Origin of the sequence: Pyramidobacter piscolens W5455 (assembly GCF_000177335.1) — a bacterium.
In the GTDB taxonomy this organism is placed as follows: Bacteria; Synergistota; Synergistia; order Synergistales; family Dethiosulfovibrionaceae; genus Pyramidobacter; species Pyramidobacter piscolens.
Genome location: NZ_ADFP01000097.1, coordinates 1 through 20,342, shown reverse-complemented (window position 1 = coordinate 20,342; position 20,342 = coordinate 1). Strand labels below are relative to the sequence as shown.

Sequence of the window (20,342 nt, the reverse complement as noted above, 5' to 3'; positions counted from 1 at the left end):
GGAAAAATAGATGGAACTTGCCTCACAGAAGAAGGAAATCAGCTTCAAAGGACGCGGCACGTCGGTGTGCGTGGCCTTCGAAGGCGCGATCCTGCCGGGCATCCCGGACGTGCTGCGAGAGCTGCGCGATGCCGGGGGCATGGTGACCGGCCATCAGATCGTCTTTGATTTCAAGAAACTTCAGGTGCCGAGAAACTGGCTGCTTGATCTGCTGCGCGACGTGATTTTCCCGATGAACCTTTCCGTCTCGCTGTGGAGCGCTGAAGAGCCGTCGACGAAAGAAAATCTGGCGTCGCTGGGATTTAAAGTCGATGGTTCGGAACGTCCCATGGTGACGCAGGGAACTCTCAAGATCGTCTCGATTCCTCTGCGCGGCGGACAGGCGCTGCAGCATGACGGAGATGTGCTGATGCTGGGCGACCTGCATCACGGCGCCGAGATCAATGCCACCGGCTCGATTATCGTCCTTGGCGCCATTCAGGGGCAAGTGCACGCCGGATGTAACGGCGATAACAGCGCTTCGGTGATCACGCTGAGCTACCGGACCAATCAGCTGCGTATCGGTTCCATGATCAGCAACGCCATGGAGCCCGGGGCTTCGCCCTGGTGGGGCAGGCCCGTACGGATTGTCGTGGAGGGCGGTGTCTTTGTAGCCAGCGATATCTCGTGGGAAAAATAGAAAGGCAGTCCTGATGAGCAGAAAAGACAGACAGAAGAAGCAGAACAAGTTGGAAAAGAGGCAGGCTTTGATCGCCGCCGCAAGAAAAAGCCAGGCCCAAGCCGTGGCGCGGTCTGCGGAGAACGAAAAGCAGCCGGAACTTTCCGAAACAACACGGCTCGCAAACGAGTCGGGACAGTCGATTGTTTCCGTCGCTGAGGAAAATGTAACGGCGGCACATCAGCCTGACGTCCCCCAAGCGGCGCCGGCTGAAAAGAAAGCGAAACGGCCCGACGTTTCCGGAACGTCGCAATCTGCACCGGAGACAGGGGAGAAAACGGCATTGACGGAAAGAACTCAAAGGAGGAGATCCCCCATGGCGGGACGCGTGATCGTAGTGACTTCGGGAAAGGGCGGCGTCGGCAAGACGACGACGACGGCTAACATCTCCATGGCTTTGGCGAAGCTGGGCAAAAAAGTCGTGGTCGTCGACGGCGATACGGGACTTCGTAACCTCGACATCATCCTCGGATTGGAAAACCGCATTGTCTATACGCTGGTCGACGTCGTCGAAGGCAACTGCGAGCTGAAGAAAGCTTTGATCCGCGACAAGCGCGTCGATGGACTCTATCTGTTGCCTACGGCTCAGACCCGTCAGAAGGACTGCGTCAGCGAAGAGCAGATGAAGAACCTCAGCGACGAGCTGAAGAAGGACTTTGAATTCGTCCTCTTCGACTGCCCCGCCGGCATCGAGTCGGGATTCAAAAACGCCTCCGCCGGCGCCTCCGAAGCCCTCGTGGTGACCACGCCCGACGTAGCCCCCGTGCGCGACGCCGACCGCATCATCGGCATGCTCGAGGCCCAGGGCAAAGAGCAGATCCATCTGATCATCAACCGTCTGGTGCCGAAGATGATGCGCAAAGGCGACATGCTCGGCGTCGGCGATGTGCTCGACATTCTTTCCGTGCCCCTGATCGGCGTGGTGCCCGAGGACGATCTGGTGTTGCGTTCGTCCAACAACGGCGAACCTCTGACGCTTTCGCCCAACTCTCCGGCGGCGACGGCTTTTACCAACATCGCGCGCCGGCTGCTGGGCGAGGAAGTCCCCTTCCTCGACGTGGAGAGCATGGACAAAGGTTTCCTTGCCAGTCTTCGCCATTTTTTTGGCCGTAAGTAGGTGATCGTGATGGCATCTATGACTGATTTTCTGAACCGGATCTTCAAAAGGACGAAGTCCAAGGACAACGCCAAAAAACGTCTGCAGATCGTGCTCATGCACGACCGCAAGGATATTTCTCCCGAGGTTATGGCGGCGATCCGCGAGGACATTCTTAAAGTCATCAGCAAGTACATGGACGTTGATAACACAGGAATCGATATCGATCTGAACGACGACGAGAACATGGTGGCGCTCGAAGTTTCCGTGCCTGTGAAAGGCATGAAGCGGGCCTCTACGGCCATAGGCAGGGTGGCCAAGAAAAACAACGCTTGATGAACAACCATGGTTCCTTGCGGAACACGTTGCATGCGCTGGATTATCCGCTGCTGATCGCCGTCTTGTTGATGTACCTGACGGGCGTGGCGACGATCTACAGCGCCGGCGGCGGCCCCGCGGGGCTGGGAAAATTTTATGCCGGGCGTCAGCTGATCTGGGGCCTCGCGGCGATCGTGATGCTGGCCGTCGTGCTGCGGTTGGATTACGAGTTTTTCCTCGACGCTTCCTATTGGCTCTACGGCGGCTGCTGTTTGCTGTTGTTGCTGTTGTTTGCGATGGGGCATCGGGCCAAGGGCGCCCAGTCATGGATCAACTTGGGATTCTTCAAGATTCAGCCGGCGGAATTTGTCAAATTGGGATTGGCCTTTGTGATGGCGCATCATCTGACTCTGTTTCCGCCGTACAATCTGAAAAATTTTGCCGGAGCGCTGGCGCTTGGCGGCGTCTCTGCGCTGCTGGTGCTCGTGCAGCCCGATCTCGGCAGCACGCTGGTCTATGGCGTCATGATCTTTGTGGCGCTGCTGGTGGCGGGCGCTCCGAAACGCTATCTGCTCTCGCTGATGGGCGGCGCGGCGGCGCTGCTGCCGCTGGGCTGGATGTTTCTGAAGGAGTATCAGAAGAAGCGCATTCTCGTGTTCATCAACCCGGAGCTGGATCCTCTCGGCGCCGGATATAACGTGATCCAGTCGCGCATCGCCGTGGGCTCGGGGCGTTTTTTCGGGAAGGGATTCATGCAGGGGGCGCAGAGCAAGCTGCGCTTTTTGCCGGAGCCGCATACCGATTTCATCTTCAGCGTTTTCGCCGAGGAGTTTGGCCTGGTGGGCGGGCTTTTTGTGCTGGCGCTGCTGTCGTTCATTCTCTGGCGCATGATCCGCGTCGCCCTGAGGGCGCGCAGCGTGACGGTCAAGATTCTTGTGGCGTCGCTGTCGGCGTCGCTGTGGTTTCACAGCTTTGAATCCGTCGGCATGAGCATGGGGCTGCTGCCCGTGACGGGGCTGCCCCTGCCGCTGATGAGCTACGGCGGCAGTTCGCTGCTGGCGACGGTGCTGGCGATCGGCGTAACGGTAAAGCTTGGCGCCCAGAACGAGATCAGCCGCCGCGAAAATTCGGTGCCGGATTCGCGGACGCCGTATTCCGTCCGCCGTTCCTGATGCGCTTCTGAACCTGCGAATTCAGGCGCGGCGATTTCTTCGCCGCGCCGCGAGCTTCTTTACTCGATTGAGGATGATTGATTTTGCGATTTGAAGAATTTGACGATCCGCGCTGGCCTTTGATCGCCGGAGCGAAATGGCCGTCGCGGTACGCCTGCTCCGAATGGGGGAACACCAAGCCGAAGGAAAACGCCGATTTTCGCGTGTGCTTCTGTTTTCCCGACGTGTACGAGGTGGGCATGAGCTATCTTGGCTTTCAGCTGCTCTATCCCCGTACGAAAAACATGGACGGCGTCGACGCGGAGCGCGCCTACTGTCCGTGGATCGACATGGAACAGTCGCTGCGGAAAGCGCGGCTGCCTCTGGGGTCGATCGAATCGGGGCGGGCGCTGAAAGATTTCGACGGGTTGGGCTTTACGCTTCAGCACGAGATGAGCTTTACGAACATCCTCACCATGCTCGATCTGGGCGGCGTGCCGCTGCTGGCCGCACGCCGGGCGGACGGCGACCCGATCGTCATGGCCGGCGGGCCGGCGGCGCTGGTGCCGGAGCCTGTAGCGGATTTTATCGACATTTTCTGCCTCGGCGACGGCGAAGTCGTCAATCCGCCGCTGTTCGATCTGCTGAAAAAGACGAAAGGACGGCCGCGCGCCGAACGGCTGCGCGCCGCGGCCGAACTCGACGGCACATACGTTCCGGCGCTGACGTCGTGTACTTACGACGAGGCGGGGACGCATTTTGCCTCGGAATTTCCGCTGCCGCGGCAGCGCCTGATCTGCCGCGACATGGACGCGATCGTTCCCGAGAGCATGATCGTGCCCGCTTCGGGCATCATCCACGACCGCGTGGCGGTGGAGCTGTTCCGCGGCTGTTCGCGCGGCTGCCGTTTCTGTCAGGCGGGCATGATCTACCGGCCCATCCGCGAGCGCAGTCCGGAGGTTATCGACGCGTGCATCCGCGCGCTGATCCGTCAGACGGGCTGGGAAGAGTGCAGTCTGGTTTCGCTGGCCAGCTGCGATTATCCGCAGATCGGCCCCTTGCTCCAGTCGCTGGCGGATCTTCATGACGACGGCATCAAGGTCAGCCTGCCGAGCCTGCGCGTGGATAATTTTTCCGTCGGCTTGGCGGCCGGGCTGGAAGTGATGAAAAAGGGCGGGCTGACGCTGGCGCCCGAGGCCGGGTCGCAGCGTATGCGCGACGTGATCAACAAGGGCGTGACCGAGGCCGATCTCGACGCGGCGCTGAACGCGGCGTTCGAACATGGCTGGCAGAAAGTCAAGCTCTACTTCATGATGGGGCTGCCGACGGAGACCGACGACGATCTGCAGGGCATCGTCGAGCTGGCAGAGCGCGCCGCTTCGATCGGCCGCCGCCACACTAAACGCGCGGCGATCAACGTATCCGTGGCCGGCTTTGTGCCGAAGGGGCACACTCCGTTCCAGTGGGCGGCGCAGAATACGCGCGAAGAACTGGCGCGCAAGGGCGCTTTTATGAAAAAGCAGATCCGTTCGCGCGCGATCAGCTTTAAATATCACGAATCGGAGCAGTCCTTCATCGAAGGCGTGCTGGCCCGCGGCGACCGTCGCGTCGGCCGCGCGATCCTCGAAGCGTGGCGGCTGGGCGAACGCTTCGACAGCTGGAGCGAGACGTTCAGTCTCGAGCGCTGGATGGAAGCGTTCGCCCGCGCCGGCGTCGATCCGGCGTGGTACGCTCAGCGGGAGCGCGCCGAGGACGAGGCGTTCCCGTGGGACCATATCGATACGGGCGTGTCCAAATCGTTTTTGCTGCGCGAATATCGCCGCGCGCAGGCAGCGAAAGTCACGCGCGACTGCCGTTCTTTCGGCTGCAACGCCTGCGGCTGGGAGCGGCGCGGCTGCGAGTGGAGCGCGGCGAACGCATGAGCCGCCTCCGCGTTGTTTTCGAGAAGCGGGGCTTCGCCTGCTTCGTGCGCCACGTGGAACTGCCGCAGCTTTTCGGCCGCATCGCCCGCCGCGCCGGGCTGAAAGTCGCCCTGACGCAGGGCATGTCGCCCCATCCGCACATCGTCATGGGACCGGCGCTGCCCGTGGGCGTGATCTCGCTCTGCGAGGCGGCGGAGATCTGGTTCGAAGAGAACGTCCCGCCCGAGGAAGCTCTGGAAAAGATGAACGCCCAGGCGCCGACGGGGTTCCGATTTCTCCGCGCCGCCCACATCGCGCCCGACGCCATGTCGCTGAACAAGTGCTTCGACGCGGCGTCTTACTGGCTCTGCCCGCGCGATCCGGACAAGCTGGCGGCGGTGAAGCGGATCCTGTCGGAAGAGTTCGGCGCGGAAATTCTGCTGGCGCTGCGCGAATGCGGCGACGGGCTCGAGCTGGTCATGCACGATCCGTCGCAGACCGGCCCCGGCGCGCTCGTCAAGGCGCTGGTCGCCCGCGAAGCGATCTCCGGCTGGCCGGAAGTCTGTATCGCCCGACTCTGCCTGGGACGCTGGCGCGCCGACGCGGGCGGGATCGCGCCGCTGCTGTGAATCGCTGGGAACGAAAGCCGCCGCTTCCTGGAAGGGAACGTTTCGCGGCGCCTCGCTTTCGTCCGCGATGTTCCACGTGGAACATTGCGGACGAAAAATCCGGCGGGGCGCGCCCGCAAATTTTTCATCCGTTTTCTTCGCGTTCGGGCGGCGGCTTTTTGTTCCAGGCGTTTTGTCGATAAAATCATGTGTTTTCGGAGGCGTGGAAATGAACCAGCCGGATATACTCATCCTGGCGAACACCATCGACCCTGAAGAAGCCCGTGTGGCGATCGTGGAAAACGGCCGTTTGAGCGAGCTCTTCATCGAACGGATGTGGGAATGCCAGAAGAGCGGGGAAATATACAAAGCGCGCGTGGAAAGCGTTCTGCCGGGAATGAACGCCGCGTTCGTCGGACTCGGCGACGGGCGGAACGGTTTCCTCTATCTGAACGACGCGCGCGGCGTGAAAGTGCAGCAGAACGGCGAAGTGCTAGTGCAGGTCGTCAAAACGGCGCGCAAGAACAAAGGGGCGCGCGTGACCGCGCGCATTTCGCTGCCCGGGCGCTATCTCGTGCTCGTGCCCGGCGGCCGCGACGTGGGCGTGTCCAAGCGCATCGTCAAGGAAGAAGAGCGGATGCGTCTCAAGGAAACGATCCGCAGTCTGGATACGGTCGGTTACGGCGTGATTTTGCGCACGGCGTCGGAGGGCGTCGACGCCGACGCGCTGGCCGACGATTTGAAGCGGCTGAAAAAGCTCTGGCGCGACATCGAGGACAGCGCCGCCAAGCAGACGGCGCCCTGCCTGCTCTACAAGGACATGGGGCTGGTCGGCCGCGTGCTGCGCGACGAGCTGAGCTCGGAAGTGTCGCAGATCGTCGTCGACAATCAGGAGGAATACGACCGCGTCGCCGATTATCTGGAACGCTACCGCGCCGCGGAAAAAACGCCGACGCTGAGCTTTCACCGCAGCAACATCCCGCTGTTCGAATACTACGACGTCGAAAAGGAGATCGACGCGCTGCTGGACAATAAAGTCTGGCTCAAGTCCGGCGCCTATCTCGTCGTCGATCAGACGGAAGCGCTGACGGTGATCGACGTGAACACGGGCAAGTACACCGGCGGGCGCAATCTGCGCGAGACGGTGCTGGCCACCAATCTCGAGGCGGCCGAAGAGATCGCCTGGCAGCTGAAGCTGCGCTCCATCGGCGGCATCGTCGTCGTCGATTTCATCGACATGGAACCTGAAGAGGACAAAAAGGCGCTGCTGGCGAAACTGGACGAGGTCTTCGCGGCGGACCGCTGCCGTGTGAGGGTCTATGGGATCTCGCCGCTCGGCCTGGTGGAAATGACGCGCAAGCGCGCGCGGGCCGACCTGAGGTCGGTGCTGACGCGTCCCTGCCCGCTCTGCGGTTCCGGTTCGCGGGTGCTGAAAGAAGATTCGCTGGCGCTGATGCTGAAGCGCTTCATCCGCAAGGTCTTCCTTTCCGGACGCGCCGAGGCCGTGCTCGTGGACGTCAACGAATCGGTGGCGGCTTATGCGGCTCAGGTTTATCTGAGTTCGTGGGAAGAGACGTTCGGTCGGAAAATTTTTTTGCGCGGGCGGCTGGACATGCCGCTGGAAAAGTTCCGTCTCGACCTGCAGGGCTCGCTGAGCAGCGTAGAATCGCGCGTCGAACTGACGCGCAGCAGAGGAGATACCAGCGTTGTTTATCGAACGACTGACCCTTAAAAACTTCAAGAGCTTTGGCGGCACGCACGAGCTTCCTTTCGCGCCGGGCTTCACGGCCATCGTGGGGCCGAACGGCAGCGGCAAAAGTAACATCCTTGACGGGCTGCGCTGGGTCCTCGGCGAGAGTGGCGCGGCCCGTCTGCGCATTACCCGCCAGAGCGACCTGATCTTTCAGGGGTCGGCCGGCCTTTCCGAGGCGGCGGAGACCGACGTGGCGCTCGATCTGAACGACGGAGGCGGCCGCGGCAGCCTCCGCCGCCATCTTGACGCCTCGGGCGGCGCGCTTTACGTCAACGGCGTCCGCATGCGCATCCAGGACCTGACGCAGTTCAAACAGCAGTGGCGGCTCGAAGGCGACCGCTCGGCCTTCATCGGTCAGGGCGAAGTGGGCGCGGCCGTTCTGCAGAAGCCGTTTCAGCGCCGCCTGCAGCTGGAAGAACTTTTCGGCATCGACCTGTACCGCAAAAAACGCGACGGCGCCCTCGACGAGCTCAAACAATCCGGCGACGAGCTGTTGCGCCTGCACACGCTGATGGGCGAGCTGCGGGTCCGCCGCGAGGAAATCGCGCCGGATCTCCAGAACGCGCGCAAAGCCAAAGACTATCAGGAACGTCTCGAAGACCTGCGCCGTGTTCTGTATCATTACCGGCGCTGCAACGAAGAGGCGCGGCTGAAAACGCTCGAGCGAAAGCACGAAGAGGCCGGCTCGCAGCTCGATTCGGCGGGGCGCTGGGCGTCGCTGTGGAAGAACGCCCTCGAACGCCTCCGCGCCCGGGGCAGCGAGTACGCGCGGCGCCGCGGCGAACTGAACGACCGGCTGGAAGAGCTGACGCCGCGACTTGACGACGCGCTGCGCCGCGAGATGGCGCTCAACGCGGAAAAAAGCGAGAGCGAATTCGCCGCGCGCCGCGCCAGCGAAGAGCGCGACCGTCTCGACGAACAACTGAAACAGGAAGAAGCGCAGCGCAGCGGGCTGGCCGTTCAGGTCGGACGGCTGACGCAGGAGTCGTCGTCGCTCGACGTGCAGATCCACGATCTGGAAGACCGTCTCGCCTCCCGCGACGCGGCGCTCGAAGCGTCGCGTCGCAGACGCCGCGAACTTCTGGAACGCGAAGCCGGACTGCTCGAAGAGGCCCGTCAGATGGAAACCCGCGCCGAGACTCTGGGGCTGCAGAGCCGCGAGCGCTCCGCCGTGCTCGAAGACCTGCGCGCCAAACGCGACAGCCTGGTCTCGAAGATGACCGAATCCGACGAAGCGCTGGAAGCGCTCGAGGACAAACTGGAACAGCTGGAGAAAAAGCGCGGCGAGGCGGCGGCGCAGAGTCAGGAGATGGCGATCCGCGCCCAGAGCGTGCGCCGTTCCGTCGCCAAGGCCGATGCCGAACTCGATACGCTGCTGCAACGCGCCGAGGCGGGGCTTTATCCGCGCCCCGTGCAGATGGTGCTCTCGGCCGTCAAGCTCGGGCGCCTGAAGATCGAGACGATCCCCGCCGTCGAAGGCTTTTCCTGCGACGGCGCGCTGGCCCCCTGCCTCGAAGCCTATCTGGGGGGCCGCCAGTATTGGCTGCTCGTCGACACGATGGCGCAGGCCCGCGTCGGCATCGACCTGCTGAAAGAACGCAGCGGCGGGCGCGCGACGTTTTTGCCGCTGGAACGCTGCCGCAGTTCCCGCGCCGGCAAAGCTCCCGCGGGAAATGGCGTGCTGGGCTGGGCCATCGATCTGGTCGCGCCCGATCCGCGTTGGCTGCCCGCCATGGAGCATTTGCTCGGCGACCTGCTGGTCGTCAAAGATTACGATACCGGCGCGCGCTTGGCGGCGACGGCCCGTTACCCGATCGTCACGATCGACGGCGAAGTCTTTTCGCCTTCCGGCACCGTCAGCGGCGGCAAAAACGCCCGTTCCGCAGGCGCGATCACGTTGCGCAACATGATCGACGAGACGGAAAAACAGATCGCCGCCGACAAAAAAGCGCAGGCGGAGATCGCCAAATCTCTCGAAGCAGCCGAGCGCGCCGAAGCGAAAGCCGGCGAAGCGCTGGAAAAACAGCGCGCCGCCGCCGCCGAACAGAAGTCGCGGACCGAGGCGCTGCGCCGCGTCTTGCGCGAACAGACCGAAGAACTGAACGCGCTGCTCCAGGAAGACAGCAATTCGGCGGAACGCATCGGCCATTGCCGCGCCGAAGCGAAGAAAATGCGCGAGAGCGCCGCCCAGGCGCGCGCCGAGGTCGACGCCCTGCCGCTGTCCGACGGCGACGACGCCGAAAGCGCCCGCCTCGCCGAGCTGCGCACGCAGGGACTGCTGGTCGGCGAGCGCCTGACGGCCAAAAGGGGCGAACTGGAAAAGAGCGTGCGCGCCGTGAGCGACCTGCGCCGCGCGCTCAGCGACAACAACGAGGAATCGCGCCGCATCGTTCAGAAACTGGCCGAGCTGGCCGAGCGGCAGGAATCGGTGCTGAAGGAAAAGGGGGGCGCGAGGCCGAGAAACGAGCCGTGCAGGAGCAGATTGCCGAGCTGGACAAGCACAACGCCGACGCGGCGCGGCGCATGGAGCGCCAGCTGCTGCGCAGCCAGCGCGCCCAGACCGCGTTCGATTCGCTCACCCGCGACGAGCTGATGGCCCGCAACGAGATCGAAAAGGTTCGTGAACGCCTCGACAGCCTGATTGCCGACAACGAGGAGAAGTATCCCTATCCGACGGATTTCGTCCCCGGCGACGAGAGCGCCGACAAACTCGAAAGCAGCTGCCGCTATCTCGAACGCTCGCTCAAGGAACTCGGCGACGTGAACATGGGAGCGCTGTCGGAAGATCAGTCGCTGGCCGAACGCCTCGAATTCCTCGGCGGCCAGCTCAAGGACGTGCAGCAGGGCATGGACGAGCTGCGCGCCCTGATCGCCAATACCGACAGGCAGGCGGGGACGATGTTCAACGGCGCGCTCGTGAAGATCGACCGCCGCTTCGACGAACTGTTCCAGCGCCTTTTCGGCGGCGGCGAAGCCCACCTGAAAGCGCAGGAAGACATGGACCTCTGGGAAGCCGGCGTGGAGATCGTCGCCCGTCCGCCCGGGAAGAAGCCGCTGTTCCTCGCCCAGCTTTCCGGCGGCGAGCAGTCGCTGACGGCGCTGTCGCTGCTGTTCGCCTCCATGGAAGTGGCCAAGGTGCCGCTGGCCGTGCTCGATGAGGTGGACGCGGCGCTCGACGAGGCCAACCTGACGCGCTTCGCGCAGATGGTGGCCGATTATTCGAAGAACCTGCAGGTGATCGCCATGACTCACCGCCGCCAGACCATGGAACACGCCGAAGTGATGTACGGCGTCACCATGTCCGAACCCGGTTTGTCGCAGATCGTTTCCGTCAAGGTGGACCAATGGGATTAGACCGCGAAAAAAAAGAAATCGCCCCGCCCGCGGACGGCGAGGCGATCCTGTACGGATTTCTGCGCCTGCACCAGCCCGACGTGGGGCCGCGCGTCAACATGGACACGGTGCTGCTGGCCGGCTTCGCCCGGCCGCGCCCGGGCGAGCGCGTGATCGAGCTGGGCTGCGCCCACGGCGGCGTGTCGCTGATCCTGGCCAAGCGCTTCCCGCACAGCCGTTTCGAAGGGCTGGATATTCAGCCGCGGCTGATCGAGCTGGCGCGGGAAAACGCCGCGCGCAACGGCCTGACCGCCAACGCGCGCTTCGAAACGGGCGACCTGCGCGAACACCGACGGCTGTACGAACACCAGAGCTTCGACGCGGTCGTCGTCAACCCGCCCTACGAAGATCCCGGCTTCGGCCGCCGCGCCGAGGCGGAAACGAACCGTCTGGCCCGCCAGGGCGAGATGTGCCCGCTCGCCGATGTGTGCGAGGCGTCGCGCTTCCTGCTGAAAAACGGCGGCCGCCTGTACATGGTCATGCGCGCGCTGCGTCTGGCCGAAACGCTCGGGCTGCTGCGGGCGCACAGGCTCGAGCCGCGCGAGCTGCTGATGGTCCATCCCGCGCCGGGCAAAAACGCTTCCGTGTTCCTCGTCGAAGCGCGTCGCAGCGGCGGAGCGGCCATGACCGTGCCGCCGCCGCTGTTCATTTACAACGCGGCAGGCGAATACACGCCCGAGCTGCGGCGCTTCTACGCCCCCGCCCCGCCGCTGCCGTGAAACGGAACCTGCCGCGGCGAAGCGGCGAGAAGCGAAGACGCTCTCCAAGCCACGAAGACACGGAGAATTTCCCGCCGAAAATCCGCCGCCAGTTTGATTGTTTTTGTTTTCTCCGTGTCTCCGTGGTTGCTTTTGTTTTATGACAAAGAAAGGACGCTGGAACGATGCCGCTGATCCTGATCCCGACGCCCATCGGCAACATGGGCGACATCACGCTGCGCGCGCTGGAAGAGCTCAAGTCCGCCGACCTGATCGCCTGCGAGGACACGCGCCATAGCGGCCTGCTGCTGAGCCGTTACGGCGTCAAGCGGCCGCTGATGAGCTACCAGAAGTTCAACGAGCAGGCCCGCGTCGATGAACTGCTGGCGCGCCTCGCCAAGGGCGAAAAAATCGCCGTGATCAGCGACGCCGGCACGCCCGGTATGTCCGACCCCGGCTACGTTATTTTGAAAGCCGCCGTCGAAGCCGGGCTGCCCGTCGATGTTCTGCCCGGCGCGACGGCCTTCGTGCCCGCCGTGCTGCTGTCGGGGCTGGAGCCGCATCCGTTCTCGTTCGTCGGCTTTCTCTCCGATCAGAAGGGCGAGCGCGTCGCCGCGCTGGAAAAACTGAAAGGCCATCCCTACACGATGGTTTTTTACCTCTCGCCGCACAAGGCCGCGAAGCAGCTCGAAGACTTCCTCGCCGTGCTCGGCGACCGCCGCGCCGCGCTCGTGCGCGAGATCAGCAAAGTCTATCAGGAAGCGCGCCGCGGCTCGCTGTCCGAGATTCTTGCTTCGGTGGCCGAGGGCGTGAAAGGCGAGCTGGTCCTCGTCGTCGAAGGCGGCGTCGCCGAAGCGCCGTCCGACGGCGCCTGGCGGGAAGAGGCGCTGCGCCGGCGCGCCGAAGGGATTCCCGTGAAGCGGATCGCCGAAGAGCTCGCGGAGCGTTTCGGCGCGCCGAAGAACAAAATCAAATCGTGGTTGCTTGAGCAGAAGCGCTGAAAATCTGTTACAATAACAAAATATTCCGCCGCGTACGGAATCGCGGCGGAATTTTTTTGTCGCGGGACGAAGCGGCCCCGGCGGCCGCATTTTTTACAGGCAATGGAGGCATGAGCAATGGCTGAAAAAAGTTTCTACATCACCACGCCGATTTATTACGTCAACGACGTGCCCCACATCGGGCACGCCTATACGACCATCGCCGCCGACGCCATGGCGCGCTACAAACGCATGGACGGCTGCGACGTGTTCTTTCTGACCGGCACCGACGAACACGGCCAGAAAGTCAGCGAAAGCGCCGCCAAGAAGGGCATGACGCCGCAGCAGCTCACCGACGAGCTGGCGCAGAATTTCCGCGACCTGCTGCCGCTCATCGACGCCAGCAACGACGACTTCATCCGCACCACCGAAGCGCGCCACGTCAAAGTCGTGCAGCAGATCTTCAAAAAACTGCTCGATCAGGGCGACATCTACAAGGGGACGTACAAGGGCTGGTACTGCGTGCCCTGCGAGACCTACGTGCCCGAGGCCAGCCAGGGCGAGAACCACACCTGCCCCGACTGTCATCGCCCGCTCAAGGAGATGGAGGAGGAAAGTTATTTCCTGCGCACTTCTGCCTACGCCGACCGGCTGCTCGAATTCTACGAGGCGCACCCCGACGCCATCAAGCCGAAAGTCCGCTACAACGAGGTGGTCAGCTTCCTGCGCATGGGCATGAAAGACCAGTCCATCTCGCGCACCAGCGTGCCGTGGGGCATCCCCGTGCCCGGCGACGAGAAGCACACCGTCTACGTTTGGTTCGACGCTCTCATCAACTATCTCACCGCCTGCGGCTACGGCAGCGACGAGGCGAAGATGAAAAAGTTCTGGCCCGTCGTCAACCACCTCGTCGGCAAGGACATCATCCGCTTCCACTGCATCGTCTGGCCGATCATGCTGCTCGCTCTCGGCCTGACGCCGCCCGCGTGCGTATACTCGCACGGCTGGTGGACCCGCGACGGCGAAAAGATGTCCAAGTCCAAGGGCAACGTCGTCGATCCGCACGAGATGGTCGGCCTTTACGGTTCCGACGTGTTCCGCTATTTTCTGCTGCGCCAGGTCACCTTCGGCTTCGACGGCGACTTCTCCGAACTCGCCCTCGTGCAGCGCGTCAACTCCGACCTCGCCAACGACCTCGGCAATCTGCTCAGCCGCACCGTCACCATGATCGAAAAGTACCGCGGCGGCGCCGTGCCCGCGCCCGCCGCGCTCGAATCCCTCGATGTGGAAGTGAAGGAACAGGCTTTGAACGCCTTCGCCGAGTACCGCGCCTTCATGGACAACTATCAGTTCGACGACGCCCTCAAGGCCCTGTGGAGCATGATCGGCCGCGCCAATAAGTACATCGACGAGACCATGCCGTGGAAGCTCGGCAAGGACGAGTCGCTGGCCGCCCGTCTCGACACCGTGCTGGCCACGCTGGCCGAGGAGCTCAAGCTGGCCGCCCTGATGCTGGCCCCCGTCATGCCCAAGACCGCCGTCAAAATCTGGGCGCAGCTCGGCCTGCCCGGCGACGTGAAAGACCAGCGCTTCGGCGACTATCGCTGGGGCGGCATGGGCGAAGAGCGCCCGACCGTCCGCCGCGGCGAAGGCGTGCTCTATCCCCGCATCGATCTCGACGAGTGGAAGAAGCAGGCCGAAGCGCGCGCGAACGCCAAAAAAGGCCTCGCCGCCGACCCCGGCGAGCACGAGCCGGAAATCTCCATCGACGACTTCGCCAAGATCGAGCTGCGCGTCGCGCAGATCGTCCACGTGGAGGCCGTCCCCAAGTCGCGCTCGCTCTACAGGCTCGATCTCGACCTCGGCTACGAGAAGCGCGTGATCGTGTCGAGCATCAAGGATTTTTACAAGCCCGAAGAGCTGGAAGGCCGCCGCATCGTCGTCGTCGCCAACCTCAAACCCGCCAAGATGTGCGGCGTCGTGAGCAACGGCATGCTCCTCGCCGCCGGTTCCGGCGCGCCCCACACGCCCGAGGAAAAACTCTCGCTGCTCGCCCCCGCGGAAGACATCCCGCTGGGCAGCCGCGTGCACTGAATCTGAGCGATCTCAATGAAAAAAAGCGTCCCGAAAATCCCGCGCGGGATTTTCGGGACGCTTTTTTCATTCATTGACGCCGCGCGGCGGAAACAAAAGCGTTCGCCATGCAATTTTATTATTGCGTGGCGATTTTTCATGTTCTATAATAGGAACCGCATCTCGGGATCGTTTCGCGCCGGAAAGCTCCGGGTGCTTTTTTGCGTTCCCGGCGGAAGGAAATAAAATGGAAAAAGGAGAACGGAACATGTCGTACAAAAGGATTTTGACGGTGCAGGACATTTCCTGCGTCGGGCAGTGCTCGCTGACGGTGGCGCTGCCGATTTTGTCCGCCTGCGGGCTGGAGACGGCGATCTTGCCGTCGGCCGTGCTTTCCACGCACACCGGCGGCTTTACGGGCTACACGTTCCACGACCTGACGGCGGAAATGCCGCGCATCATCGAGCACTGGGAACGCGAACAAATCCGTTTCGACGCGGTGTACAGCGGCTATCTGGGCAACGCCTCGCAGACCGAATACCTCAAGGAAATTTACGGCACGCTGCTTCAGCCCGGCGGGCTGCGCATCGCCGACCCGGCCATGGCCGACAACGGGCGGCTCTATCCGGGATTCGACGCGGCGTACGTGGAGGCCATGCGCCGCTTCGTCTTCGCCGCCGATCTGATCCTGCCGAACATCACCGAGGCGGCGCTGCTCACCGGCGTGGAATACCGCGAGCGGTACGACGAAAGCTACGTCGACGCCCTGCTCGCCGCGCTGCGCAAAGCCGGCGCCAAAACCGTGGTGCTGACGGGCGTCAGTTACGACGACGCGACGACGGGCGTCGTGGTGGACGACGGCGCGCAGAAACGCTATTACCGCCACGAAAAGCTGCCGAAGGGCTGCCACGGCACCGGCGACGTTTTCGCCTCCGTGTTCGCCGGCATGCTGACGGGCGGAAGATCCGCCTACGACGCGGCCGTCGCCGCCGCCGACTTCACGCTGCACTGCATTCGGTTCACCGCGCAGGATCCTTCGCACTGGTACGGCGTCAAGTTCGAGCCGCTCCTGCGCGAGCTGACCGAACAGTGCAAGTAGCGCCGGAACGTTCCGGCGAAGTTTTGTTGGCCTCGCGACGCAAAAACGCCGCCCGTTCCGAAGCGCGCTTCGGAGCGGGCGGCGTTTTTGCGTCGCGTTTTCTACAGATTCTTTTTGAAGAACGCCTCGATGGCGTCGAAGGGGATCTTGTCGAGGCGGTCGTACAGATCGGTGTGATTGGCGCCGGGGATGATCATGAGCTCTTTGTTGCTGCCGGTGAGCTTCTTGAAGGCGTCCTCGCTGAAGTAGCGGGAGTGCGCCTTTTCGCCGTGGACGATCAGCACGGCGGAACGGATCTCGGAAGCGTAGGCGAGGAGCGGCATGTTGAGAAAGGAGAGCGCGGACGTGACGTTCCAGCCGCCGTTGCTGTTGAGGGAGCGTTTGTGATAGCCGCGCGGCGTCTTGTAATAATCGTAATAATCGACGAGGAACTGCGGCTCCGCGGGGCGGACGTCGGGCAGGCCGCCGGCCAGGGCGCAGCTTCCGTTCCGGTAATCTTCGGTGCGCTGGGCGTTCAGCTGCCGACGCAGCTCGGCGCGGCCGTCCGCATCCATCTGGTCGAAGTAGCCGTTGGCGATGACGCGGCTCATGTCGTACATGGTGGAGGCCACGGTGGCCTTGATGCGGGTGTCCATGGCCGCCGCGTTCAGCGCCATGCCGCCCCAGCCGCAGATGCCGATGACGCCGATCCGTTCCGGATCGACGCTGTCCTGAACGGACAGAAAATCGACGGCTGCGGAGAAATCCTCGGTGTTGATGTCGGGCGAAGCCACATAGCGGGGTTCGCCGCCGCTTTCGCCGGTGAAGGACGGATCGAAGGCGATGGTCAGAAATCCGCGTTCGGCCATGATCTGGGCGTACAGCCCGCTGGACTGCTCCTTGACGGCGCCGAAGGGGCCGCAGACGGCGAGGGCGGGAAGTTTTGTGCCGCCGCTGTCCTTGGGAATGTACATGTCGGCGGCGAGAGTGATTCCGTAGCGGTTTTTGAAGAGCACTTTTTTATGCTCCACCTTCTCGCTTTTGGGGAAGACCTTGTCCCATTCCTGTTCAAGCTGCGGCGCGGCGGCCGTCGTTTCCGCCGCGAAGGCGGCCCCCGCCAGCGACATGGCGCCGAAGGGCGCCCCCAATGAGAATTTTTTACCGATTTTCATGACGTTTTCTCCTTTCGTATGCCGGCGCCCTGCGCCGGACGCATCGTACGTCGCCGGACCGCGCGATGCGCGTCGTCTTCGAGCGTATGGTCACATTATAAGGACGCGACAGATATATAGCAAATACCTGCATTTGATGAAAAACGATTCATTTGAGGCATGGCATGTGAATAAAGCCGGCTTTCTCCGCGAGAAAAAAACGTTGCCGGAGTTTTCGCCCCAAGCGGACGAAAGTCGTTCGTTCCGCTTTCGGTTTGACGGCGTTTGGGGTACAATGAACGACAGGCATTTGATACTCATTTCCAATGAAAAGGCATTGTTGAAAATGTCGCGCTTCTTGCGAAAGGAAATGGACGGAACGATGGATGCGAGTATGAAAGAAGAACGGCTCGAGATCGACGGCATTCCCGTTTTGATCCGCGGAGAGACGGCTGAAAAGGCGTTTGTGATGATCCACGGCCGGGGCGGCTGCAAAGAAGAGTGCCGCGATTTTTCGGAACTGGCGGCGAGCCGGGGCTGGCAGACGGCGGCGCTCGATCTGCCGGGGCACGGCGAGCGGCGTGGAGAACGGGACGGCCTTGTCCCCTGGAAGGCTGTGCCGGAACTTGAGAGAGTGACGCGCTGGGCGCGCTGCCGGTGGGCATCGGTCGCTGTGCGCGCGGTCAGCATCGGCGCGTGGTTTGCCATGTTGGCTTGCGCCGACGAAAAACTGTCCGGCGCCCTTTTCGTTTCGCCGCTGCTCGATATGGCCGGCTTGATCCGCAGGATGATGCAACGTGCCGGAGTGAGCGAGGAGCGTCTGCGCCGCGAAAAAATCATCCGCACGGCGACGGGGGAGGAGCTTTCATGGCTGTATTACGAATACGCGCGGCAACATCCGGCACGCGTCTGGCGTCAACCGTGCGAAATTCTCTTGGCGGGCCGTGACGAATTGACGGACCGCGGCGCCGTGGAAAAGTTCGCGACGGCTTCGGGCGGCCGCGTGACGGTGATGGAAACAGGAGAACATTGGTTCCATACGCCGGAACAAACGGCTTTCATGCATCGCTGGGAAGAACGAGCGCTTGCCCGGCTGGAGGTTTTATCATGAACTACGTCGACAGCCACTGCCATCTCAACTCGCCGGAGCTGCGCGGCGGCATTCCCGCGGTGCTGGAGCGGGCGAGGGCCGCGGGCGTCGTCCGCATGGCGGTGATCGGCAGCACGCTGGCCGACAGCGCCGAGGCACTGGAAATCTGCCGTCGGCACAAGCCGTACGGTTTGTTCCCCGTGGTCGGGATTCATCCGCACGAAGTCAAGGATCTGCCGCTGGGGGAGCTGCCGCGGGAGCTGCTGGACATGGCCGCGCTTTCCGAAGTGAAAGCCTGGGGCGAGATCGGCCTCGACTACTATTACGATCTGTCGCCGCGCGCCGCGCAGATCGAGAAGCTGGCGCAGCAGCTGGAAGCCGCCCGGGCGCTGAACAGGCCCGTGGTGTTCCACGTGCGCGACGCTTACGACGATTTCTGGCCGCTGATGACGGCGGAACGCGCGCCGGAAAAGGCGGAGCTGCACTGCTTCACCGGCTCGATGGCCGACGCGCGCAGGGCGCTCGACCGCGGCTGGAAGATCGGCGTCACGGGCATGGTCACGTTCGCCAAGGCCGAAGACATCCGCGCCGTCGTGCGCGAACTGCCGGCGCAAGCGATCCTGTGCGAGACCGATTCGCCCTGGATGTCTCCCAAGCCGTTCCGCGGCACGGTCAACGAGCCGTCGCGCGTGCCGCTGGTCTACCGCAAGGTGGCCGAAGTGAAAAACATGGCGCTGGACGAACTGGCCGCCCAAGTCTGGCGCAACAATATGGAATTTTTCGGTCTGGAGGAAGACGCATGTGTTTGAATACCGTTTGATCGCTCAGGATCCGGAGACGGGCGCGCGCGCCGGCGAGTTCACGACGCCGCACGGCGTGATCCCCACGCCGGTTTTCATGCCGGTGGGCACGCAGGCCACGGTCAAGGCCATGAGTCCCGACGAGCTGAAGCAGATCGGCGCGAAGATCATTCTGTCGAATACCTACCATCTGTTTCTGCGCCCCGGCCCCGATCTGATCGCCAAGGCCGGCGGGCTGCACGGCTTCATGAACTGGGACCGCCCCATCCTCACCGACAGCGGCGGCTTTCAGGTGTTTTCTCTGGCGGGCATCAGCAAGGTCATGGACGACGGCGTCGAGTTCCAGTCGCATCTGGACGGCACGCGCTATCTGATGACGCCCGAACTGGCCACGCAGATCCAGGAAAAGCTGGGCAGCGACATCGCCATGTGCTTCGACCAGTGCGTCAAGCTGCCCTGCACGCGCGAGCAGGCTCAGGCCGCGGTGGAGCGCACGCTGCGCTGGGCGGCGCGCTGCAAAGCCGCTCATTCCCGCGCCGACCAGGCGCAGTTCGGCATCGTGCAGGGGGCGCTGTTAGACGACCTGCGCGCCGCCTGCGCCGACGAACTGGTGCGGATGGATTTCCCCGGCTACGCGATCGGCGGCCTGTCGGTGGGCGAGTCGCACGCCGAGATGTACCGTTGCCTCGACGCCCTGATGCCGCGCCTGCCGGCGCACAAGCCGCGCTACCTGATGGGCGTCGGGCACCCCGCCAATCTGATCGAGGGCATCGCCCGCGGCGTCGACATGTTCGACTGCGTGCTGCCGACGCGCAACGGCCGCACCGGCACCGCGTTCACCTGCGAAGGCAAGATGAACGTCAAAAACCGGCGCTACGCCGAAGACTTTTCGCCCATCGACCCCGAGTGCGGTTGCTACGCCTGCCGCAACTTCACGCGCGCCTACGTGCGCCACCTCTACAAGGCCGGCGAGATCCTGGCGGTGCGGCTGCTTTCGTGGCACAACATTCATTTCCTCGTCCAGCTCGCGGCCGGCGCGCGGCAGGCCATCGTCGAAGGGCGCTTCGGCGCTTACCGCCGCGAGTTCATGACGCGGTACGAAGGCGGCGCTTACCTTGAAAAAATATGACAATATCGTCCCCGTCGATTTTTGGAACCCCGACCCGGCGGTGATCGCCCGCGCCGCGGCGCTGATCCGCGCCGGCGAGCTGGTGGCCTTTCCCACCGAGACGGTTTACGGCCTCGGCGGCAACGCGCTGGACGGCGAGGCGGTGAAAAAAATTTACGCCGCCAAGGGACGCCCTTCCGACAATCCGCTCATCCTGCATTTTCCCAGCCCCGAAGCGGTAGAGCGGGCGGCGTTCGTCGACGATCGCGCGCGGCGGCTGATGGCGCGCTTCTGGCCGGGACCGCTGACGCTGGTGCTGCCGGCTCGCGACTGCGTGTCGAAAGAGGCGCGCGGCGGGCTGACGACCGTCGGCTGCCGCATGCCCGATTATCCCGCGGCGCTGGCGTTCTTCGCCGCCTGCGGCGT

The 20,342-nt window shown here is 63.3% G+C and carries 18 protein-coding genes; 17 read left to right on the top strand and 1 reads right to left on the bottom strand.

Annotated features, from left to right (window positions below; all coding sequences use genetic code 11):
* Window positions 1-10: 10 nt before the first annotated feature.
* From HMPREF7215_RS08895 to HMPREF7215_RS08835, 13 genes are all read left to right on the top strand, one after another.
* The gene (locus tag HMPREF7215_RS08895; RefSeq protein WP_009165489.1) at window positions 11-679 is read left to right on the top strand and encodes a septum site-determining protein MinC; all 669 of its coding nucleotides are present in this window, start codon (window positions 11-13) and stop codon (window positions 677-679) included.
* Between the two features lie 355 nt (window positions 680-1,034).
* A complete protein-coding gene (gene minD / locus HMPREF7215_RS08890; protein WP_040551043.1) occupies window positions 1,035-1,835 on the top strand; it encodes a septum site-determining protein MinD in 801 nt (266 codons plus the stop codon).
* A 9-nt stretch (window positions 1,836-1,844) separates the two neighbouring features.
* The gene (gene minE, locus HMPREF7215_RS08885) at window positions 1,845-2,150 is read left to right on the top strand and encodes a cell division topological specificity factor MinE (RefSeq protein WP_232205554.1); all 306 of its coding nucleotides are present in this window, start codon (window positions 1,845-1,847) and stop codon (window positions 2,148-2,150) included.
* Window positions 2,150-3,304 (top strand): rod shape-determining protein RodA, encoded by a 1,155-nt coding sequence (gene rodA / locus HMPREF7215_RS08880; RefSeq protein ID WP_009165486.1) that lies wholly within the window; start codon window positions 2,150-2,152, stop codon window positions 3,302-3,304. Before minE ends, rodA begins: the two co-directional genes overlap by 1 nt.
* A gap of 83 nt (window positions 3,305-3,387) precedes the next feature.
* Window positions 3,388-5,205: a TIGR03960 family B12-binding radical SAM protein gene (locus HMPREF7215_RS08875; protein ID WP_009165485.1), complete on the top strand. Its 1,818-nt coding sequence runs from the start codon at window positions 3,388-3,390 to the stop codon at window positions 5,203-5,205.
* Window positions 5,202-5,813: a TIGR03936 family radical SAM-associated protein gene (locus tag HMPREF7215_RS08870; RefSeq protein ID WP_009165484.1), complete on the top strand. Its 612-nt coding sequence runs from the start codon at window positions 5,202-5,204 to the stop codon at window positions 5,811-5,813. The genes HMPREF7215_RS08875 and HMPREF7215_RS08870 overlap by 4 nt, the downstream gene beginning before the upstream one ends.
* A 208-nt stretch (window positions 5,814-6,021) precedes the next feature.
* Window positions 6,022-7,524, top strand: coding sequence for an Rne/Rng family ribonuclease (locus HMPREF7215_RS08865; RefSeq protein ID WP_040551041.1), 1,503 nt, complete (start codon window positions 6,022-6,024; stop codon window positions 7,522-7,524).
* Window positions 7,499-10,138, top strand: coding sequence for an AAA family ATPase (locus tag HMPREF7215_RS08860; RefSeq protein WP_009165482.1), 2,640 nt, complete (start codon window positions 7,499-7,501; stop codon window positions 10,136-10,138). The genes HMPREF7215_RS08865 and HMPREF7215_RS08860 overlap by 26 nt, the downstream gene beginning before the upstream one ends.
* Entirely contained in the window at window positions 10,069-10,899 is an 831-nt protein-coding gene (locus HMPREF7215_RS13850; RefSeq protein WP_332248893.1) for a coiled-coil domain-containing protein, read from the top strand. Before HMPREF7215_RS08860 ends, HMPREF7215_RS13850 begins: the two co-directional genes overlap by 70 nt.
* Window positions 10,890-11,657 (top strand): tRNA1(Val) (adenine(37)-N6)-methyltransferase, encoded by a 768-nt coding sequence (locus HMPREF7215_RS08855; RefSeq protein ID WP_009165480.1) that lies wholly within the window; start codon window positions 10,890-10,892, stop codon window positions 11,655-11,657. The genes HMPREF7215_RS13850 and HMPREF7215_RS08855 overlap by 10 nt, the downstream gene beginning before the upstream one ends.
* 164 nt (window positions 11,658-11,821) lie before the next feature.
* Entirely contained in the window at window positions 11,822-12,637 is an 816-nt protein-coding gene (rsmI, locus tag HMPREF7215_RS08850) for a 16S rRNA (cytidine(1402)-2'-O)-methyltransferase (RefSeq protein WP_009165478.1), read from the top strand.
* A 117-nt stretch (window positions 12,638-12,754) separates the two neighbouring features.
* Window positions 12,755-14,710, top strand: a complete 1,956-nt coding sequence (metG, locus tag HMPREF7215_RS08845; protein WP_009165477.1) for a methionine--tRNA ligase — start codon at window positions 12,755-12,757, stop codon at window positions 14,708-14,710.
* Between the two features lie 247 nt (window positions 14,711-14,957).
* Window positions 14,958-15,788, top strand: a complete 831-nt coding sequence (locus HMPREF7215_RS08835; protein ID WP_040551050.1) for a pyridoxamine kinase — start codon at window positions 14,958-14,960, stop codon at window positions 15,786-15,788.
* A gap of 101 nt (window positions 15,789-15,889) precedes the next feature.
* Here the strand turns inward: HMPREF7215_RS08835 and HMPREF7215_RS08830 are convergent, their stop codons facing one another.
* Window positions 15,890-16,939 carry an alpha/beta hydrolase gene (locus HMPREF7215_RS08830; protein ID WP_009165475.1) on the bottom strand — a complete coding sequence of 350 codons (1,050 nt, stop codon included), beginning with the start codon at window positions 16,937-16,939 and terminating at the stop codon, window positions 15,890-15,892.
* Here HMPREF7215_RS08830 and HMPREF7215_RS13645 point away from each other — a divergent pair.
* From HMPREF7215_RS13645 to HMPREF7215_RS08810, 4 genes are all read left to right on the top strand, one after another.
* A complete protein-coding gene (locus tag HMPREF7215_RS13645) occupies window positions 16,893-18,029 on the top strand; it encodes an alpha/beta hydrolase (protein WP_198004589.1) in 1,137 nt (378 codons plus the stop codon). The two genes, HMPREF7215_RS08830 and HMPREF7215_RS13645, sit on opposite strands and share 47 nt — an antisense overlap.
* A complete protein-coding gene (locus HMPREF7215_RS08820; RefSeq protein WP_009165473.1) occupies window positions 18,026-18,817 on the top strand; it encodes a TatD family hydrolase in 792 nt (263 codons plus the stop codon). The genes HMPREF7215_RS13645 and HMPREF7215_RS08820 overlap by 4 nt, the downstream gene beginning before the upstream one ends.
* Complete coding sequence (gene tgt / locus HMPREF7215_RS08815) at window positions 18,810-19,937, top strand: tRNA guanosine(34) transglycosylase Tgt (RefSeq protein ID WP_009165472.1); 1,128 nt, start codon at window positions 18,810-18,812, stop codon at window positions 19,935-19,937. The genes HMPREF7215_RS08820 and tgt overlap by 8 nt, the downstream gene beginning before the upstream one ends.
* Window positions 19,924-20,342: L-threonylcarbamoyladenylate synthase (locus tag HMPREF7215_RS08810; protein WP_009165471.1), on the top strand; the 419-nt coding region annotated here is incomplete at its 3' end. The genes tgt and HMPREF7215_RS08810, both read left to right, overlap by 14 nt.

Excerpts from the sequence above, each read along its gene's own strand:
- HMPREF7215_RS08895 (WP_009165489.1), top strand. The coding sequence starts at position 11 with ATGGAACTTGCCTCACAGAAGAAGGAAATCAGCTTCAAAGGACGCGGC.
- minD (WP_040551043.1), top strand. The coding sequence starts at position 1,035 with ATGGCGGGACGCGTGATCGTAGTGACTTCGGGAAAGGGCGGCGTCGGC.
- minE (WP_232205554.1), top strand. The coding sequence starts at position 1,845 with ATGGCATCTATGACTGATTTTCTGAACCGGATCTTCAAAAGGACGAAG.
- rodA (WP_009165486.1), top strand. The coding sequence starts at position 2,150 with ATGAACAACCATGGTTCCTTGCGGAACACGTTGCATGCGCTGGATTAT.
- HMPREF7215_RS08870 (WP_009165484.1), top strand. The coding sequence starts at position 5,202 with ATGAGCCGCCTCCGCGTTGTTTTCGAGAAGCGGGGCTTCGCCTGCTTC.
- HMPREF7215_RS08865 (WP_040551041.1), top strand. The coding sequence starts at position 6,022 with ATGAACCAGCCGGATATACTCATCCTGGCGAACACCATCGACCCTGAA.
- HMPREF7215_RS13850 (WP_332248893.1), top strand. The coding sequence starts at position 10,069 with ATGGAGCGCCAGCTGCTGCGCAGCCAGCGCGCCCAGACCGCGTTCGAT.
- HMPREF7215_RS08855 (WP_009165480.1), top strand. The coding sequence starts at position 10,890 with ATGGGATTAGACCGCGAAAAAAAAGAAATCGCCCCGCCCGCGGACGGC.
- rsmI (WP_009165478.1), top strand. The coding sequence starts at position 11,822 with ATGCCGCTGATCCTGATCCCGACGCCCATCGGCAACATGGGCGACATC.
- metG (WP_009165477.1), top strand. The coding sequence starts at position 12,755 with ATGGCTGAAAAAAGTTTCTACATCACCACGCCGATTTATTACGTCAAC.
- HMPREF7215_RS08835 (WP_040551050.1), top strand. The coding sequence starts at position 14,958 with ATGTCGTACAAAAGGATTTTGACGGTGCAGGACATTTCCTGCGTCGGG.
- HMPREF7215_RS13645 (WP_198004589.1), top strand. The coding sequence starts at position 16,893 with ATGGCGCCGAAGGGCGCCCCCAATGAGAATTTTTTACCGATTTTCATG.
- HMPREF7215_RS08830 (WP_009165475.1), bottom strand. The coding sequence starts at position 16,939 with ATGAAAATCGGTAAAAAATTCTCATTGGGGGCGCCCTTCGGCGCCATG.
- HMPREF7215_RS08820 (WP_009165473.1), top strand. The coding sequence starts at position 18,026 with ATGAACTACGTCGACAGCCACTGCCATCTCAACTCGCCGGAGCTGCGC.